Consider the following 14,850-nt stretch of genomic DNA (forward strand, 5'->3'; position numbering starts at 1 on the left):
AAATCTGTAAGCGCATACATTCTCTTTTAAAAAAATAAGTCTTGCAGAAATATGTGTGATTTTTTCAGATAATCTTAATATAACAAATAAACAAAACTATTGCAAGGGCTTACAAGGTAAATGGGCTTTTTTTACCAAATTTTAGTGCTTCTATTTTTTTATAAAAATCGAACTTAAAAATGATTAGATATGAAATGAAATATGAGGAATTAGCCATCTGAAAGCGTAACTCAAACTAGTCAGGCGTAGGACTTTATGGTATAATATAGAAGATTCAAAAAGAAACAGGAGAAATGTAATGAACCTTATTTTAGCAATTGTATTGATTCTTTTGGCTTTTCTAGGAGGAGCTCTAGGAGGTATGTACTTGGTGCGCAAGCAAATCGAAAAAGAATTTGCGGATAACCCACGTTTGAATGCAGAAGCAGTTCGTACTCTGTTGAGTGCAAGCGGTCAAAAGCCAAGCGAAGCTAAAGTACAACAAGTTTACCACCAAATCATTCGCCAACAAAAAGCAGCCCTTGCTAACAATAAAAAGAAATAAATAGGAAAAGTCTGGGATGAAAGTTCCAGACTTCTCACTATGTTTGACTGATATTTAGAGACAAGACTTTTTCCTTGCATTCTATTGATATTTGATTATGATTAAGAGGGAGACAGTCGGGAGCTATCCAGTCTGTCAGAAATTTCAGGAAGAAATGTAATGATAATGAACTATCAATCAGAAAAAATACTAGAAAGAAGACTGTATGGATAATCGACCAATTGGTTTTTTGGATTCGGGTGTCGGGGGCTTGACGGTTGTGCGTGAACTCATGCGCCAGCTTCCCCATGAAGAAATCGTCTATATTGGAGATTCGGCACGGGCTCCCTATGGTCCCCGGCCTGCTGAGCAGATTCGTGAATATACTTGGCAGCTGGTCAACTTTCTTTTGACCAAGGATGTTAAGATGATTGTTATTGCTTGTAATACAGCAACGGCAGTCGTCTGGGAAGAGATTAAAGCTAAGTTGGATATTCCGGTGCTGGGTGTGATTTTGCCTGGTGCATCAGCAGCTATCAAAGCGAGTCAGGGTGGGAAGATCGGTGTGATTGGAACTCCGATGACGGTAAAATCAGATATTTATCGACAAAAGATTCATGATCTAGACCCAGATTTACAAGTGGAAAGCTTGGCCTGCCCTAAGTTTGCTCCCTTGGTCGAGTCAGGTGCTCTATCGACCAGTGTGACCAAGAAAGTTGTCTATGAAACTTTGCGTCCCTTGGTCGGAAAAGTAGATAGCTTGATTTTAGGCTGTACTCATTATCCACTCCTCAGACCTATCATCCAAAATGTCATGGGGCCTAAGGTTCAGCTGATTGATAGTGGAGCTGAGTGTGTACGTGATATCTCAGTCTTGCTCAATTACTTTGAGATTAACCGTAGCCGAGATGCGGCGCCCCTTCAACACCGTTTTTATACAACTGCAAATAGCCAAAGTTTTGCCCAGATAGGAGCAGAGTGGCTGGAAAAAGAGATTCATGTGGAGCATGTAACATTATGACAAACAAAATTTATGAATACAAGGATGACCAGGACTGGTATGTTGGATCCTACAGTGTTTTTGGTGGCATTCGGACTTTGACGGATGATGAGTTAGAGTTTCCGCTATTTGATTTGGCCAAAATCTTTCGAGATGAGGAGCGAGGATTTCCACTTTCAGTCACAGTTTTACGATATGGTTCAGCCTACCGCTTACTCTCTTTTGTGGTAGATATTCTCAACCAAGAAGCGGACCGAAACTTGGAAGTCATTCAACGTCAGGGTGCCTTGCTCTTAGTTGAAAATGGACAACTTCTACATGTAGAATTGCCTAAAGAAGGAGTGAATGTTGAAGCCTTTTTTGAGACAAATAAAGTCAGAGAAACCTTGTTGATTGCAACTCGTAACGAGGGGAAAACCAAGGAATTTCGTGCTATCTTTGACAAACTGGGCTATGACGTAGAAAATCTAAATGATTATCCAGACCTACCTGAAGTAGCTGAAACAGGTATGACCTTTGAAGAAAATGCTCGCCTTAAGGCTGAAACCATTTCTAAATTAACAGACAAGATGGTTCTAGCAGATGATTCTGGTCTTAAAGTCGATGTCCTCGGTGGTCTACCAGGTGTCTGGTCAGCTCGTTTCGCAGGAGTAGGGGCAACTGATCAAGAAAATAACGCCAAACTCTTGCACGAATTAGCCATGGTTTTTGAACTCAAGGACCGTTCAGCTCAATTCCATACAACCCTGGTCGTGGCTAGCCCAGGTAAGGAAAGCTTGGTTGTCGAAGCTGACTGGCCAGGTTACATTAACTTTGAACCTAAGGGTGAAAATGGCTTTGGTTATGATCCACTTTTCCTAGTAGGAGAAACTGGCAAATCATCAGCTGAATTAACCCTCGAAGAAAAAAATAGTCAATCCCACCGTGCCTTAGCCGTTAAGAAACTTTTGGAGGTATTTCCATCATGGCAAAGCAAACCATCATTGTAATGAGTGACTCCCATGGAGATAGCTTGATTGTAGAAGAAATACGTGACCGCTATCTTGGGAAAGTTGATGCTATTTTTCACGATGGTGACTCGGAGCTTCGCCCAGATTCACCACTCTGGGAAGGGATTCAGGTAGTCAGAGGCAATATGGATTTTTATTCAGATTATCCAGAACGCTTAGTGACTCAACTGGGTCCTACCAAGATTATCCAGACTCATGGACATTTGTTTGATATTAACTTCAATTTCCAAAAGCTTGATTTTTGGGCTCAAGAGGAAGATGCAGATATCTGTCTTTATGGGCACTTGCATGTTCCAAATGCTTGGATGGAAGGGAAGACTCTCTTTCTAAATCCTGGTTCTATCAGTCAACCACGTGGAACTATCAGAGAATGTCTCTATGCCCGTGTAGAGATTGATGATAGCTACTTTAAAGTGGACTTTTTGACACGGAACCATGAGGTCTATCCAGGCTTATCCAAGGAGTTTGCTCGATGATTGCCAAAGAGTTTGAACAGTTTTTACTGGAGCAAGAGGAAACCTTTTTAACTCCTGCTGAAAATTTGGCAGTCTTGATTGATACTCACAATGCAGATCACGCAACTCTCTTGCTTAGTCAAATGACTTATACAAGGGTACCTGTTGTGACTGATGAGAAAGAATTTGTCGGAACTATTGGTCTTAGAGATATTCTGGCCTACCAGATGGAGCAGGGCTTGAGTCAGGAAGCTATGGCAGATACGGATATCGTACATATGACCAAGAAGGACGTAGCAGTTGTCAGTCCAGACTATACACTGACGGATGTTTTACATAAGTTAGTGGATGAGTCTTTCCTACCAGTCGTTGACAAGGATAGTATCTTCCAAGGCATTATCACACGGAAGTCTATCCTTAAGGCTGTCAATGCTCTCTTGCATGATTTTAGTAAGGAATATGAGATTCGAAGCAAATGAGAGAAGGAATTTCAGCATTTTTAGAAGAAAAACAAGGTTTGTCTGTAAATTCTAAGCAATCCTATAAGTATGACTTGGAGCAGTTTTTAGATCTTGTGGGAGAACGAATCTCTGAGACAAGTTTAAAAATCTACCAAGCTCAACTATCTCAGTTTAAAATCAGTGCCCAAAAGCGTAAGGTTTCTGCTTGCAATCAATTTCTTTACTTTTTATACCAGAAGGGGAAAATTGACACCTTTTATCGTTTAGAATTGTCGAAACAGGCTGAGAAAAAGCAAGTTCAGTCAGAACTTTTAGATCTCAGTTCTTTCTGGCAAGAAAGTGCCTATCCAGAGGGACGCTTGTTGGCCTTACTGATAGTTGAATTGGGCCTCTTACCAAGTGAAATTCTAGCCTTAAAAACAAGTGATGTGAACCTAGATTTTCAAGTGTTGAGAGTCAATAAAGCTTCTCAACAAAGAATCTTGAGCCTTCCCACAAACCTGCTTGCGGAGTTAGAACCCTTGATGGGACAGACCTACCTCTTTGAAAAAGCTGGGAAGTCCTATTCTCGTCAATGGGCCTTTCGTCAGTTAGAAGCCTTTCTAAAGGAAAAAGGTTTTTCAGACTTATCTGCCCAAGGATTGAGAGAACAGTTTATATTAAGACAAATCGAAGAAAAGGTTGACTTGTACGAGATCGCTAAAAAATTAGGATTAAAGACAGTCATGACCTTGGAAAAATATAGATAATGGATATTAAATTAAAAGATTTTGAAGGGCCTTTGGACTTGCTCCTACACTTGGTTTCAAAGTACCAGATGGATATCTATGATGTGCCGATTACAGAGGTTATCGAGCAATATCTAGCCTATATCTCGACATTACAAGCTATGCGTTTGGAAGTTGCAGGCGAATACATGGTCATGGCTAGCCAACTCATGCTAATCAAGAGTCGCAAGCTCTTGCCGAAGGTTGCAGAAGTGACGGACCTAGAGGATGATCTGGAGCAGGACCTCCTTTCTCAAATCGAAGAATACCGTAAATTTAAACTTTTGGGAGAGCAGTTGGAAGTGAAGCATCAAGAACGAGCCCAATATTACTCAAAAGCGCCGACAGAGTTGATTTATGAGGATGCTGAACTTGTGCATGATAAGACGACGATTGATCTTTTCTTAGCCTTTTCAAACTTGCTTTCCAAGAAAAAAGAAGAATTCTCGCAAAATCATACAACCATTCTACGAGATGAGTATAAGATTGAGGATATGATGGTTATCGTCCGAGAAGCCTTGGTTGAAGGTCAACAATTGCGCTTGCAGGATTTGTTTAAAGAAACCAAGGATTTACAAGAGGTCATCACGCTCTTTTTAGCGGCCTTGGAGTTGATTAAAACCCAAGAAATTCTCTTAATTCAAAAAGAGAGCTTTGGAGATATCTATCTCCTGAAAAAGAATGAGGAAAATCAAGTAGAGCAGAGTCGAGCTTGATAGAGAGGAAATATGAGTACTTTAGCAGAAATAGAAGCGCTCTTGTTTGTAGCGGGTGAAGAGGGGATTAGGATTCGCCAGTTGGCTGAGCTCCTTTCTTTGCCACCGACTGGGATTCAGCAGAGTCTAGAAAAATTAGCCGAAAAGTATGAAAAAGACCAGGATTCCAGTTTAGACTTGATTGAGACAGGTGGTGCCTACAGATTGGTAACCAAGCCTCAATTTGCAGCCATTTTGAAAGAATACTCTAAGGCACCCATTAATCAGAGCCTGTCTCGGGCTGCCCTTGAAACCCTGTCCATCATTGCCTACAAGCAACCCATCACACGGATCGAGATTGATGCTATTCGGGGGGTTAATTCAAGTGGAGCGCTAGCTAAGTTGCAAGCCTTTGACTTGATACGAGAAGGTGGGAAAAAAGAGGTGCTTGGACGCCCTAATCTCTATGTGACGACGGATTATTTCCTGGATTACATGGGTATTAATCATTTGGAAGAATTGCCCGTGATTGATGAGCTTGATATTCAAGCACAAGAAAGCCAATTATTTGGTGAAAGGATAGAAGAAGATGAGAATCAATAAATATATTGCCCACGCAGGTGTGGCCAGTAGGAGAAAAGCAGAAGAGTTGATCAAGCAAGGATTGGTGACGGTTAACGGCCAAGTGGTTCGTGAACTAGCAACGACTATCAAGTCAGGCGACAAGGTCGAAGTTGAAGGTCAACCCATCTATAACGAAGAAAAGGTCTACTATCTGCTCAATAAACCACGCGGTGTGATTTCCAGTGTGACAGATGACAAGGGTCGTAAGACTGTTGTAGATCTCTTACCCAATGTAAAAGAACGTATTTACCCTGTGGGACGTTTGGACTGGGATACATCAGGTGTTTTGATTTTGACCAATGATGGGGACTTTACAGATGAGATGATTCACCCTCGTAATGAGATTGATAAGGTCTATGTTGCGCGTGTGAAAGGAATTGCCAACAAAGAAAATCTCCGTCCCTTGACTCGAGGAGTAGAAATTGATGGCAAGAAGACCAAGCCAGCTGTTTACGAGATTCTTAAAGTAGATCCAGTTAAAAACCGTTCAGTTGTACAGTTGACTATCCATGAAGGACGCAATCACCAGGTCAAAAAAATGTTTGAAGCTGTTGGCCTCCAAGTAGATAAACTCTCTCGAACTCGTTTTGGTCATCTAGACTTGACAGGACTTCGTCCAGGAGAATCACGACGTCTCAATAAAAAAGAAATCAGCCAACTACACACCATGGCTGTAACCAATAATAAATAATGAAAAAAATCTTAATTGCGCCAGTGCGCTTTTACCAACGCTTTATCTCGCCAGCCTTTCCACCTTCTTGCAGATTTGAGCCCAGCTGTTCAAACTATATGATTCAAGCTATTGATAAACATGGATTCAAGGGAGTTTTGATGGGCTTGGCTAGGATATTACGTTGCCATCCTTGGTCTGAAACAGGTAAAGATCCAGTACCAGACTACTTTTCATTAAAGCGAAATACAAGAGAAGAAGGATCACATTTGTGATTCTTTTATTGTTATAAGAGTAAGTTACTTGGTAAAATGTTGATTTCCACTACCTTTCTCCTATAAAAAGTGGTAAAATGGTTGAAAGAAAGAAGGGATAGAAATGACAACATTATTTTCTAAAATCAAAGAAGTAACAGAACTTTCCGCTATCTCAGGTCATGAAGCACCTGTTCGCGCTTATCTTCGTGAAAAATTAACACCTCACGTGGATGAAGTTGTGACTGATGGCTTGGGTGGTATTTTTGGGGTGAAGCACTCAGAAGTTGAAAATGCACCTCGTGTTTTGGTAGCCTCTCACATGGATGAAGTTGGTTTTATGGTTAGTGAAATCAAGCCAGACGGGACTTTCCGAGTAGTCAGCATTGGTGGTTGGAACCCTATGGTTGTCAGCAGCCAACGCTTTAAACTCTTTACACGTGAAGGACGTGAGATTCCAGTAATTTCAGGTTCAGTTCCTCCACATTTGACTCGTGGCACAGGTGGACCAACCATGCCAGCTATTTCAGATATCGTTTTTGACGGTGGTTTTGCAGATAAGGCTGAGGCTGAAAGTTTTGGTATCCGTCCTGGAGATACAATTGTTCCAGATAGTAGTGCAATCCTAACTGCTAATGAAAAAAATATCATTTCAAAAGCATGGGATAACCGTTACGGTGTGCTCATGGTTAGCGAGTTGGCTGAAAACTTGTCAGGCCAAAAACTAGGAAATGAACTTTATCTTGGTGCTAACGTCCAAGAAGAAGTTGGACTTCGTGGTGCCCATGCATCTACAACAAAATTTGACCCAGAAGTATTTCTTGCAGTTGACTGTTCACCAGCTGGTGATGTTTATGGTGGTCAAGGTAAGATTGGTGATGGAACCTTGATTCGTTTCTATGATCCAGGTCACTTGCTTCTCCCAGGCATGAAGGACTTCCTTTTGACAACTGCTGAAGAAGCTGGAATCAAATACCAATACTATTGTGGAAAAGGTGGTACAGATGCAGGAGCAGCTCATTTGAAAAATGGTGGTGTTCCATCTACAACAATCGGTGTCTGCGCTCGTTATATCCACTCTCACCAAACACTCTATGCTATGGACGATTTCCTTGAAGCTCAAGCTTTCTTACAAGCCTTGGTTAAAAAATTAGATCGTTCTACAGTAGATTTGATTAAAAACTATTAAACAGAAAAGATGGAGGTGATAGGTATGGAAGAACCAAACCTAGAAACCTTGATACGGGACCTTTACAATCATGCCCGTCAAAACTTGAGTGAAGATTTAGTGGCTGCACTCCTAGAGACTGCTAAGCAGTTGCCCAGCACCAATGAACGCTTGCTTGCAGTCCGACTTTCAGGGCTAGTCACACTTGAACTACTCAAGAATCCCAAGACTCCAGCGCCAGAGTTAGTCAATCTGGCTCGCTATATCAAAAAGGAAGAAGCTAGGTACAAGGGTGCAGCTGCCTCCTCCTTTATGATTGGAGAGCTATTTAAAATGCTTTGATTCGTTCGAATCAAAGCATTTTTTTATCTTAAATTTGTTCAGCCAAAACTTTTTCAGCAAGGTTCATAGCGTGGTCTGATACACGAGTGTAGTGTGAAATGATGTCGATAAAGTTGACACCAGCTTGGGTAGAACATTCGCCGTTATTAAGACGTTTGATGTGTGTCTTACGAAGGACGCGTTCCATCTTGTTGATGGCTTCATGGCGTTCAATAAGAGCTTGAGCTTTTTCAAGGTCATTGTTTTCAACACTCTCAAGAGCATCTTTAACGAAATCGCTTGTTTGACGGTAAATATCTTCCAACTCTTCTAGGGCTGAGTTAGAGAATTGAACATTCTTGCGTTGCAAGTAGTCGTTAAGATTAATCAAAGCTTCAGCGTGGTCACCGATACGTTCCAAGTCTCGAGAAGAGTCAAGGATGTTGGTTAAGACTTCACTCTCTTTTTGACTCAATGCTTCACTAGAAAGACTAATGAGGTAACGAGTTAATTTCTCATCGATTGTGTTGATAGCTTCTTCAGTTTTGTGTCCTTTTTCAGCTACTTTTTCATTAGAATTGATAATGTAGTCGTAAGAAAGGTCAAATGCTTTAACCGCATAGTTTCCTAAGTGCAAGAGTTCTTTCTTGGCATTTCCTAGGGCGATAGAAGGAGCTTGCTTGATGAGTTGTTCATCCAAGTAAAGAGGTTCATACTTAACAACTTCGTCTTCACCAGGGATTAACTTAGTTACAAAGTAAGCCAAAGCACCGATGAATGGGAATTGTACGATGGTATTACTTACGTTGAAGGCACCATGTGAGAAAGCGATAGTCATCTCTGGCGAGAGGTGAAGTAAAGCTTGGAAGTACTCAATCATAGAAGTGAATGGGCCCAACAAGATTAAGCAGAGGATAGTTCCCAAAACGTTAAAGGTAACGTGAGTTGCTGCAACTCGTTTAGCAGAGATGTTTGCTCCGGCTGCTGCGATAATAACCGTTAAGGTTGTACCGATATTATCTCCGAATAGGACTGGTAGTGCCCCTTTGAGGTCGAGGAATCCACCTGCATAGAGACCTTGTAGAATCCCGATGGTTGCAGAAGATGCCTGAATTAGAACGGTAATGACAGCACCAGCCACAACTCCCAAGATAGGATTTTGACCCAAGGTAACCATGTATTCCTTGAACTGAGGCAAGTCTTTAAGAGGGCTCATCCCAGCACTAATGAGGTTGAGGGCGTAGAAGATACCACCCACACCAAAAAGGATACGTCCAATATTATTTGCAGTACGGTTTTTTGTAAAGAATAAGAACATGGTTCCAAGGAAAATCAAGGGTAGGGCGTACTCGCCAAGTTTGAAACCGATGATGAAGGACGTTACGGTCGTTCCAATATTGGCTCCCATGATAATCCCGATGGCCTGTCTAAGGGTGAGGAGACTAGCACTGACAAGTCCAACCGTAATAACCGTTACACCTGTACTTGACTGGATGAGGGCAGTGACGACAATCCCCACTAAGACCCCTAAGAAGGGATTACTTGTGTATTTGTCAATGTAATATCGAAGGCGGTCTCCAGCAGCTTGTTGCAAACCGTCTCCCATGGTCTTGATACTATACAAAAATAGTCCCAGACCACCTAAAAAGTGAAAAATAATTTCCTGCCAATTAATGGACATTTTCTTTTTCCTCCGAAAAATAATCGCGGAATTTCTCCCATTCTATTTTAAAGGATAAAAGTAAATCTAACAAGTAGTAAATGCTCTTTTTTGAGAAAAATGTTGTTTTAATTCGAAAAATGGCAGATGATTGTCTAATTTATATTAATTCTTCACTTCTTTATAGTTCTTGAAGGGCTAGTGTTGACTCTTTTTCTAAATATCGTAAAATAAAAATGACCTGTTCTGTGTATTTTTTGGAACAGCTACTTTTTTAATTCAAAAATAAAGCGCTTACTTTCAGGAGAAAGTCAAAGGAGAAAAAGATGAAGAATCCATTTTTTGAAAAACGTTGTCGCTATAGTATTCGAAAATTGTCAGTGGGTGCCTGCTCATTGATGATTGGTTCAGTTCTATTTGCAGGCCCAGTTTTGGCAGAAGAGTCTGTCGTTCCAGGAAACGGAACAACTACAGCAGTAGCTTCAGAGCAACCGTCAACCACTGCTCCAGCAGAAGCAACTACACCAGCACCAGAAGTATTGAAAGAGCTAGAAGCGAGGGAAGACAAGGCAAGTGAGCAACCAGCTTCAGAAGAAAAGCCAACCTTGGATCAGTTGACTGCAGGTGATAAGGAAGCAACTAGTCCAGCTGCTGAAACTCCTAAGGTGGAAGAAGCGCCTGCTACTACAGAAAATAAGCCAGAAGAAAAAGCTACTGTCTCTGACGTTCCTAAGAAAGAAGAAAAAAGTCTTCGACCAAAAGAAATTAAGTTTGACACATGGGAAGATTTGTTAAAATGGGAACCAGGTGCCCGTGAAGATGACGCTATTAACCGTTCTTCAGTTGAATTGGCTAAACGTTACCGTGGACATGTAGTCAACGAAAAAGCCAATAAGGACGCCAAGGTTGAAGCTCTTGCCAATACCAACTCTAAGGCTAAAGACCACGCTTCTGTAGGTGGTGAAGAGTTTAAGGCCTATGCTTTTGACTACTGGCAATACTTGAATTCCATGGTCTTCTGGGAAGGGCTTGTTCCAACTCCAGACGTGATTGATGCTGGTCACCGTAATGGTGTTCCTGTATTAGGAACTTTGTTCTTTAACTGGTCTAACAGTATTGCAGACCAAGAAAAATTCGCTGCAGCCCTTCAACAAGACGAAGACGGAACATTCCCTATCGCTCGTAAGTTGGTTGATTTGGCTAAATACTATGGTTTTGATGGCTACTTTATCAACCAAGAAACAACAGGTGATATCGTGACGCCTCTTGGTAAGAAAATGCGTGACTTCATGCTTTATACCAAGGAATATGCAGCTCAAGTTAATCATCCAGTCAAATATTCTTGGTATGACGCCATGACCTATGAATATGGTCGTTATCACGAAGACGGACTCGGTGAATACAATTACCAATTCATGGAAAAAGAGGGAGACAAGGTTCCTGCGGATCATTTCTTTGCCAACTTTAACTGGACCAAAGAGAAAAATGATTACTCTGTAACTATGGCAAAATGGCTTGGACGTAGTCAGTATGATGTTTTTGCAGGTTTGGAATTGCAACAAGGTGGTTCTTACAAGACAAAAGTGAAATGGGATGCCCTTCTTGATGAAAATGGCAAGCTCCGCTTATCACTTGGTCTCTTTGCACCTGATACTATCACGAGTCTTGGTAAGACAGGCGAAGACTATCACAAGAATGAAAATATCTTCTTTACAGGTTATCAAGGAGATCCAACTGGTCAAAAACCAGAGGACAAGGACTGGTACGGGATTGCCAACCTCGTAGCTGACCGCACACCAGCAGTTGGACGTAGCTTCACAACATCCTTTAACACTGGACATGGTAAAAAATGGTTTGTAGACGGTAAAGTTTCCAAGGATTCTGAATGGAACTATCGTTCTGTATCAGGTATCTTGCCTACATGGCGCTGGTGGCAAACATCCTCAGCTGCTAAACTCCAAGCTGACTATGACTTTGAAGATGCCTACAATGGTGGAAACTCACTTAAGTTTGCGGGTGATTTAGCTGAAAATACAAATCAAGATGTTCGTCTCTACTCTACAAAACTGGAAGTAACAGATAAAACGAAACTCCGTGTCGCCCATAAAGGTGGTAAAGGAAGCAAGGTCTATGTAGAATTTGCGACTCAGAAAAACTATACCTATGGTGGCGAGAATACTCGTAAAGAGCTGACTCTATCTGACGATTGGACAAAAGACGAATTTGACTTGAGTGCCTTGGCAGGTCAGACCATTTACGGTATCAAACTTACTTTTGAAAATACTGCTGCTCTTAAGGAATACCAATTTAACTTGGGTGAGTTGACAGTGTCAGATAATCAAGAGGCACCTCAAGCACCAACTGCTCTTAAAGTAACCAAACAATCTCTGAAAAATGCCCAAGAAGCAGAAGCCATTGTCCAATTTACTGGAAATAAAGATGCTGATTTCTATGAAGTTTATGAGAAGGATGGCGATGCTTGGCGCCTATTGACAGGCTCATCTGCCACTACTATCTACCTACCAAAAGTCAGTCGTTCAGCTAGTGCGACTGGAACCAGTCAAGAGTTGAAGGTTGTCGCAGTTGGGAAGAATGGCCTTCGTTCTGAAGCAGCAACCACAAACTTTGACTGGGGCATGACTGTCCAAGATACCAGTCTTCCAAGACCTCTAGCAGAAAACATCGTTCCAGGAGCGACTGTTATCGGAAGTACCTTCCCAAATACAGAAGGCGGCGAAGGTATCGAAGGTATGTTGAATGGTACGATCACCAGCCTATCTGATAAATGGTCTTCTGCTCAGTTGAGTGGTAGCGTTGATATTCGATTGACACAACCACGCCGTGTTGTTAGATGGGTCATGGACCATGCCGGTGCTGGTGGAGAATCCGTCAACGATGGTTTGATGAATACCAAAGACTTCGACCTCTACTACAAGGATGAAGCTGGAGAATGGAAACTGGCTAAAGCAGTTCGTGGCAATAAAGCCCATGTTTCAGACATTACTCTTGATAGTCCAATTACGGCCCAAGACTGGCGCTTAAACGTCATCACGTCTGACAATGGAACACCATGGAAAGCCATTCGTATCTACAACTGGAAGATGTATGAAGCTCTTGATACGGAGAGTCAAAACATTCCAATGGCTAAAGTGGCAGCGCGTGTCCTAACGGACAATAAGATTCAGCTTGGATTCTCAGAAGTTCCTGCTGGGGCAACCATCACAGTCTATGACAAGGCAGATTCACAAACTCCAATCGCTACCTTAAATACAGCAGGTGGAGGAGATTTGGCGACAGATCCATTGAGCTTTGAAAAACGTCCAAGTCTTCTTTACTACCGAACACAATTGCCGGGTAAAGAAATCAGTAATACCCTTGCTGTAACGATTCCTCAGGATGAAAGAAAGATTAAGGCTGTCAGTCTAGAAGTAGCACCTAAAAAGACAAGTTACCAAGATGGTGAGGACTTGAATCTCAAAGGTGGTCTTCTCCGTGTCAAATACGAGGGTGAAGAAGCAGATGAAGTCATCAACCTCAGTCATGCAGGTGTTTTAGTCAACGGCTACGATGCTCATCACCATGGTGAACAAGAGTTGACAGTAGCCTATCTTGGTCTTCCAGTTGCAGGCAGCTTCAAGGTTCAAGTGACTGGTGAAGAAGCTGGTCCAAAAGAAGTCGCAGCCTTGTATATTAGCAAACAACCGAAAATTGATTACTTGGTAGGTGATGCTCTGGACTTATCAGAAGGACGCTTCAAGGCTTTGTATGACGATGAAACTGAGACAGAACATAGCTTTACAGACCAAGGAGTCGAAATTACAGGCTATGATGCTCAAAAAACAGGCCGTCAAAAACTTCAATTGCACTATCAAGGTCAAACTGTCGAGTTTGATGTTCTAGTATCACCTAAGACAGCCATTAACGACGAATATCTGAAACAAGAAATCACATCTGCCCAAGGACGCAAAGAAACAATAGCTTATACATTTGCTGATGCAGCAAAACAAGCAGCTCTAGTTGAGAAGATTGATGCAGCGAAAGCGATCTTAGAAAATCATGATGCTAGTCAAGAAGCAGTCAACCAAGCCTTGAACGACTTGAAACAAGCAGGTTCTGACTTGAATGGTGTACAGCTTTATCAAACAGCTAAGGAAGAGCTTGAAACTCTTCTAGGAAAAGTTCGTGAGAAAAATGCAGACGATCCAATCATCGCTCAAGCAGAAACTCTTATTGGCTCAACAAATCCAAGTCCAGAAGCATTTGCCAACCTCAAGGAAGAACTCAACAAAAAACTCCTTGTTAAAGAAAGCCATCATGTGGGTAGCTTAGAAGAAGGTGAAACTGCGCCAACAGTTGAAGCACTACCTGAATTAGTGGTTGAGACAGGAACTCAAGCATTCGAGCGTCAAGAACGTCCGTCAGGAGACCTCTTGTTGGGTGAACGTCGAGTCGTTCAGGCTGGTGCAGAAGGACAAATCCGTCATTTGATTGAAGTGGATGCCAAAGGCAACCGTACTCTTCTTAAGACAGAAGTCGTCAAGGAAGCAGTGGCAGAGATTACTGAGGTTGGTACTAAGATTGAAAGTAGCACTCAACCGCTTGACGGTCCAAAAGTCTTAGAAGTTAAGAAACCAAGCTTGGTTGTGGAAAAAGAAGTTCTTGCATATGGACATGAAGAAAGAGTAAATCCTAGCCTCCCAGTAGGAGAACGACGCTTGGTTCAAGTAGGAGTTGCAGGTCTTCGTAGAAACCTTGTAGAGATTGATTCTGAAGGACATCGCAGTCTTAAGGGAACGGAAGTTCTCAAGGAAGCAGTAACTGAGATTGTTGAAGTCGGTACAAAAATAGTTAAAGTACCAGGTGACAGACCAGTTACACCTGCTCCAGCGACTCAAGATACTAAGCAGGAAACTACAAAAACAGAACCTAAGACTGAAACATCCGTTTCGCCAGTTCAAGCAAGCCAAGCAGCGAAGCAAGAACCAGCAAAAGCAGAAGTACAAGTACAAACTGAAAAGACTGAAGGAAAACAACTTCCAAATACAAGTGCAGAAGTAGATGCAAACCTCCTAGCCCTTGGCTTGGTCGGAGTTCTAGGTGGTTTTGGACTTCTCGCTCAAAAGAAAAAAGAAGATTAAGATAGAGAGTGTATCTAACACTGACTTCATATTTAATAAAAAAGATTTGACTTTTAAGAGTCAAATCTTTTTGTATAGGGGAGGAGAATAAAAATGGTAGAGTA

At 41.8% G+C, this 14,850-nt stretch carries 14 protein-coding genes; 13 read left to right on the forward strand and 1 reads right to left on the reverse strand.

Translation table 11 applies throughout. The annotated features are described in order from the left end of the window. Positions 1-298: 298 nt before the first annotated feature. From PCY08_RS04410 to PCY08_RS04465, 12 genes are all read left to right on the forward strand, one after another. On the forward strand, positions 299-544 hold the full coding sequence (locus PCY08_RS04410) for a YneF family protein (protein WP_060955249.1): 246 nt from the start codon (positions 299-301) through the stop codon (positions 542-544). A gap of 205 nt (positions 545-749) precedes the next feature. Continuing rightward, positions 750-1,544, forward strand: coding sequence for a glutamate racemase (gene racE, locus PCY08_RS04415; RefSeq protein WP_049503242.1), 795 nt, complete (start codon positions 750-752; stop codon positions 1,542-1,544). After that, entirely contained in the window at positions 1,541-2,512 is a 972-nt protein-coding gene (locus PCY08_RS04420; protein WP_301559541.1) for a nucleoside-triphosphate diphosphatase, read from the forward strand. The genes racE and PCY08_RS04420 overlap by 4 nt, the downstream gene beginning before the upstream one ends. Then, entirely contained in the window at positions 2,488-3,009 is a 522-nt protein-coding gene (locus tag PCY08_RS04425; RefSeq protein WP_004251713.1) for a metallophosphoesterase, read from the forward strand. The genes PCY08_RS04420 and PCY08_RS04425 overlap by 25 nt, the downstream gene beginning before the upstream one ends. After that, positions 3,006-3,467, forward strand: a complete 462-nt coding sequence (gene cbpB, locus PCY08_RS04430) for a cyclic-di-AMP-binding protein CbpB (protein WP_301559542.1) — start codon at positions 3,006-3,008, stop codon at positions 3,465-3,467. Before PCY08_RS04425 ends, cbpB begins: the two co-directional genes overlap by 4 nt. Continuing rightward, positions 3,464-4,198, forward strand: coding sequence for a site-specific tyrosine recombinase XerD (gene xerD / locus PCY08_RS04435; RefSeq protein ID WP_301559543.1), 735 nt, complete (start codon positions 3,464-3,466; stop codon positions 4,196-4,198). The genes cbpB and xerD overlap by 4 nt, the downstream gene beginning before the upstream one ends. Beyond that, complete coding sequence (locus tag PCY08_RS04440; protein WP_301559544.1) at positions 4,198-4,932, forward strand: segregation/condensation protein A; 735 nt, start codon at positions 4,198-4,200, stop codon at positions 4,930-4,932. The genes xerD and PCY08_RS04440 overlap by 1 nt, the downstream gene beginning before the upstream one ends. 12 nt (positions 4,933-4,944) lie before the next feature. Continuing rightward, positions 4,945-5,514 (forward strand): SMC-Scp complex subunit ScpB, encoded by a 570-nt coding sequence (gene scpB, locus PCY08_RS04445; RefSeq protein WP_301559545.1) that lies wholly within the window; start codon positions 4,945-4,947, stop codon positions 5,512-5,514. Then, positions 5,501-6,226 (forward strand): pseudouridine synthase, encoded by a 726-nt coding sequence (locus PCY08_RS04450; RefSeq protein WP_016466836.1) that lies wholly within the window; start codon positions 5,501-5,503, stop codon positions 6,224-6,226. The genes scpB and PCY08_RS04450 overlap by 14 nt, the downstream gene beginning before the upstream one ends. Further along, complete coding sequence (yidD, locus tag PCY08_RS04455) at positions 6,226-6,480, forward strand: membrane protein insertion efficiency factor YidD (RefSeq protein ID WP_049510280.1); 255 nt, start codon at positions 6,226-6,228, stop codon at positions 6,478-6,480. The genes PCY08_RS04450 and yidD overlap by 1 nt, the downstream gene beginning before the upstream one ends. A 103-nt stretch (positions 6,481-6,583) precedes the next feature. Further along, entirely contained in the window at positions 6,584-7,648 is a 1,065-nt protein-coding gene (gene pepA, locus PCY08_RS04460; RefSeq protein WP_000209210.1) for a glutamyl aminopeptidase, read from the forward strand. Positions 7,649-7,672: 24 nt separating this feature from the next. Further along, positions 7,673-7,969 carry an enterocin immunity protein gene (locus PCY08_RS04465; protein WP_049510283.1) on the forward strand — a complete coding sequence of 99 codons (297 nt, stop codon included), beginning with the start codon at positions 7,673-7,675 and terminating at the stop codon, positions 7,967-7,969. Positions 7,970-7,997: 28 nt separating this feature from the next. Here the strand turns inward: PCY08_RS04465 and PCY08_RS04470 are convergent, their stop codons facing one another. Further along, positions 7,998-9,629: a Na/Pi cotransporter family protein gene (locus PCY08_RS04470; RefSeq protein ID WP_301559546.1), complete on the reverse strand. Its 1,632-nt coding sequence runs from the start codon at positions 9,627-9,629 to the stop codon at positions 7,998-8,000. A 305-nt stretch (positions 9,630-9,934) separates the two neighbouring features. On the opposite strand from PCY08_RS04470, the gene PCY08_RS04475 reads away from it, so the two are divergent. Continuing rightward, positions 9,935-14,746, forward strand: coding sequence for a bacterial Ig-like domain-containing protein (locus PCY08_RS04475; protein ID WP_301559547.1), 4,812 nt, complete (start codon positions 9,935-9,937; stop codon positions 14,744-14,746). Positions 14,747-14,850 lie beyond the last annotated feature (104 nt).

The sequence above is a fragment of the Streptococcus sp. SO4 genome (assembly GCF_030440055.1).
GTDB lineage: Bacteria > Bacillota > Bacilli > Lactobacillales > Streptococcaceae > Streptococcus > Streptococcus nidrosiense.

What these genes read in the sequence shown, in the direction of transcription:
- PCY08_RS04410 (WP_060955249.1), top strand. Translation starts at nt 299, where the DNA reads ATGAACCTTATTTTAGCAATTGTATTGATTCTTTTGGCTTTTCTAGGA.
- racE (WP_049503242.1), top strand. Translation starts at nt 750, where the DNA reads ATGGATAATCGACCAATTGGTTTTTTGGATTCGGGTGTCGGGGGCTTG.
- PCY08_RS04420 (WP_301559541.1), top strand. Translation starts at nt 1,541, where the DNA reads ATGACAAACAAAATTTATGAATACAAGGATGACCAGGACTGGTATGTT.
- PCY08_RS04425 (WP_004251713.1), top strand. Translation starts at nt 2,488, where the DNA reads ATGGCAAAGCAAACCATCATTGTAATGAGTGACTCCCATGGAGATAGC.
- cbpB (WP_301559542.1), top strand. Translation starts at nt 3,006, where the DNA reads ATGATTGCCAAAGAGTTTGAACAGTTTTTACTGGAGCAAGAGGAAACC.
- xerD (WP_301559543.1), top strand. Translation starts at nt 3,464, where the DNA reads ATGAGAGAAGGAATTTCAGCATTTTTAGAAGAAAAACAAGGTTTGTCT.
- PCY08_RS04440 (WP_301559544.1), top strand. Translation starts at nt 4,198, where the DNA reads ATGGATATTAAATTAAAAGATTTTGAAGGGCCTTTGGACTTGCTCCTA.
- scpB (WP_301559545.1), top strand. Translation starts at nt 4,945, where the DNA reads ATGAGTACTTTAGCAGAAATAGAAGCGCTCTTGTTTGTAGCGGGTGAA.
- PCY08_RS04450 (WP_016466836.1), top strand. Translation starts at nt 5,501, where the DNA reads ATGAGAATCAATAAATATATTGCCCACGCAGGTGTGGCCAGTAGGAGA.
- yidD (WP_049510280.1), top strand. Translation starts at nt 6,226, where the DNA reads ATGAAAAAAATCTTAATTGCGCCAGTGCGCTTTTACCAACGCTTTATC.
- pepA (WP_000209210.1), top strand. Translation starts at nt 6,584, where the DNA reads ATGACAACATTATTTTCTAAAATCAAAGAAGTAACAGAACTTTCCGCT.
- PCY08_RS04465 (WP_049510283.1), top strand. Translation starts at nt 7,673, where the DNA reads ATGGAAGAACCAAACCTAGAAACCTTGATACGGGACCTTTACAATCAT.
- PCY08_RS04470 (WP_301559546.1), bottom strand. Translation starts at nt 9,629, where the DNA reads ATGTCCATTAATTGGCAGGAAATTATTTTTCACTTTTTAGGTGGTCTG.
- PCY08_RS04475 (WP_301559547.1), top strand. Translation starts at nt 9,935, where the DNA reads ATGAAGAATCCATTTTTTGAAAAACGTTGTCGCTATAGTATTCGAAAA.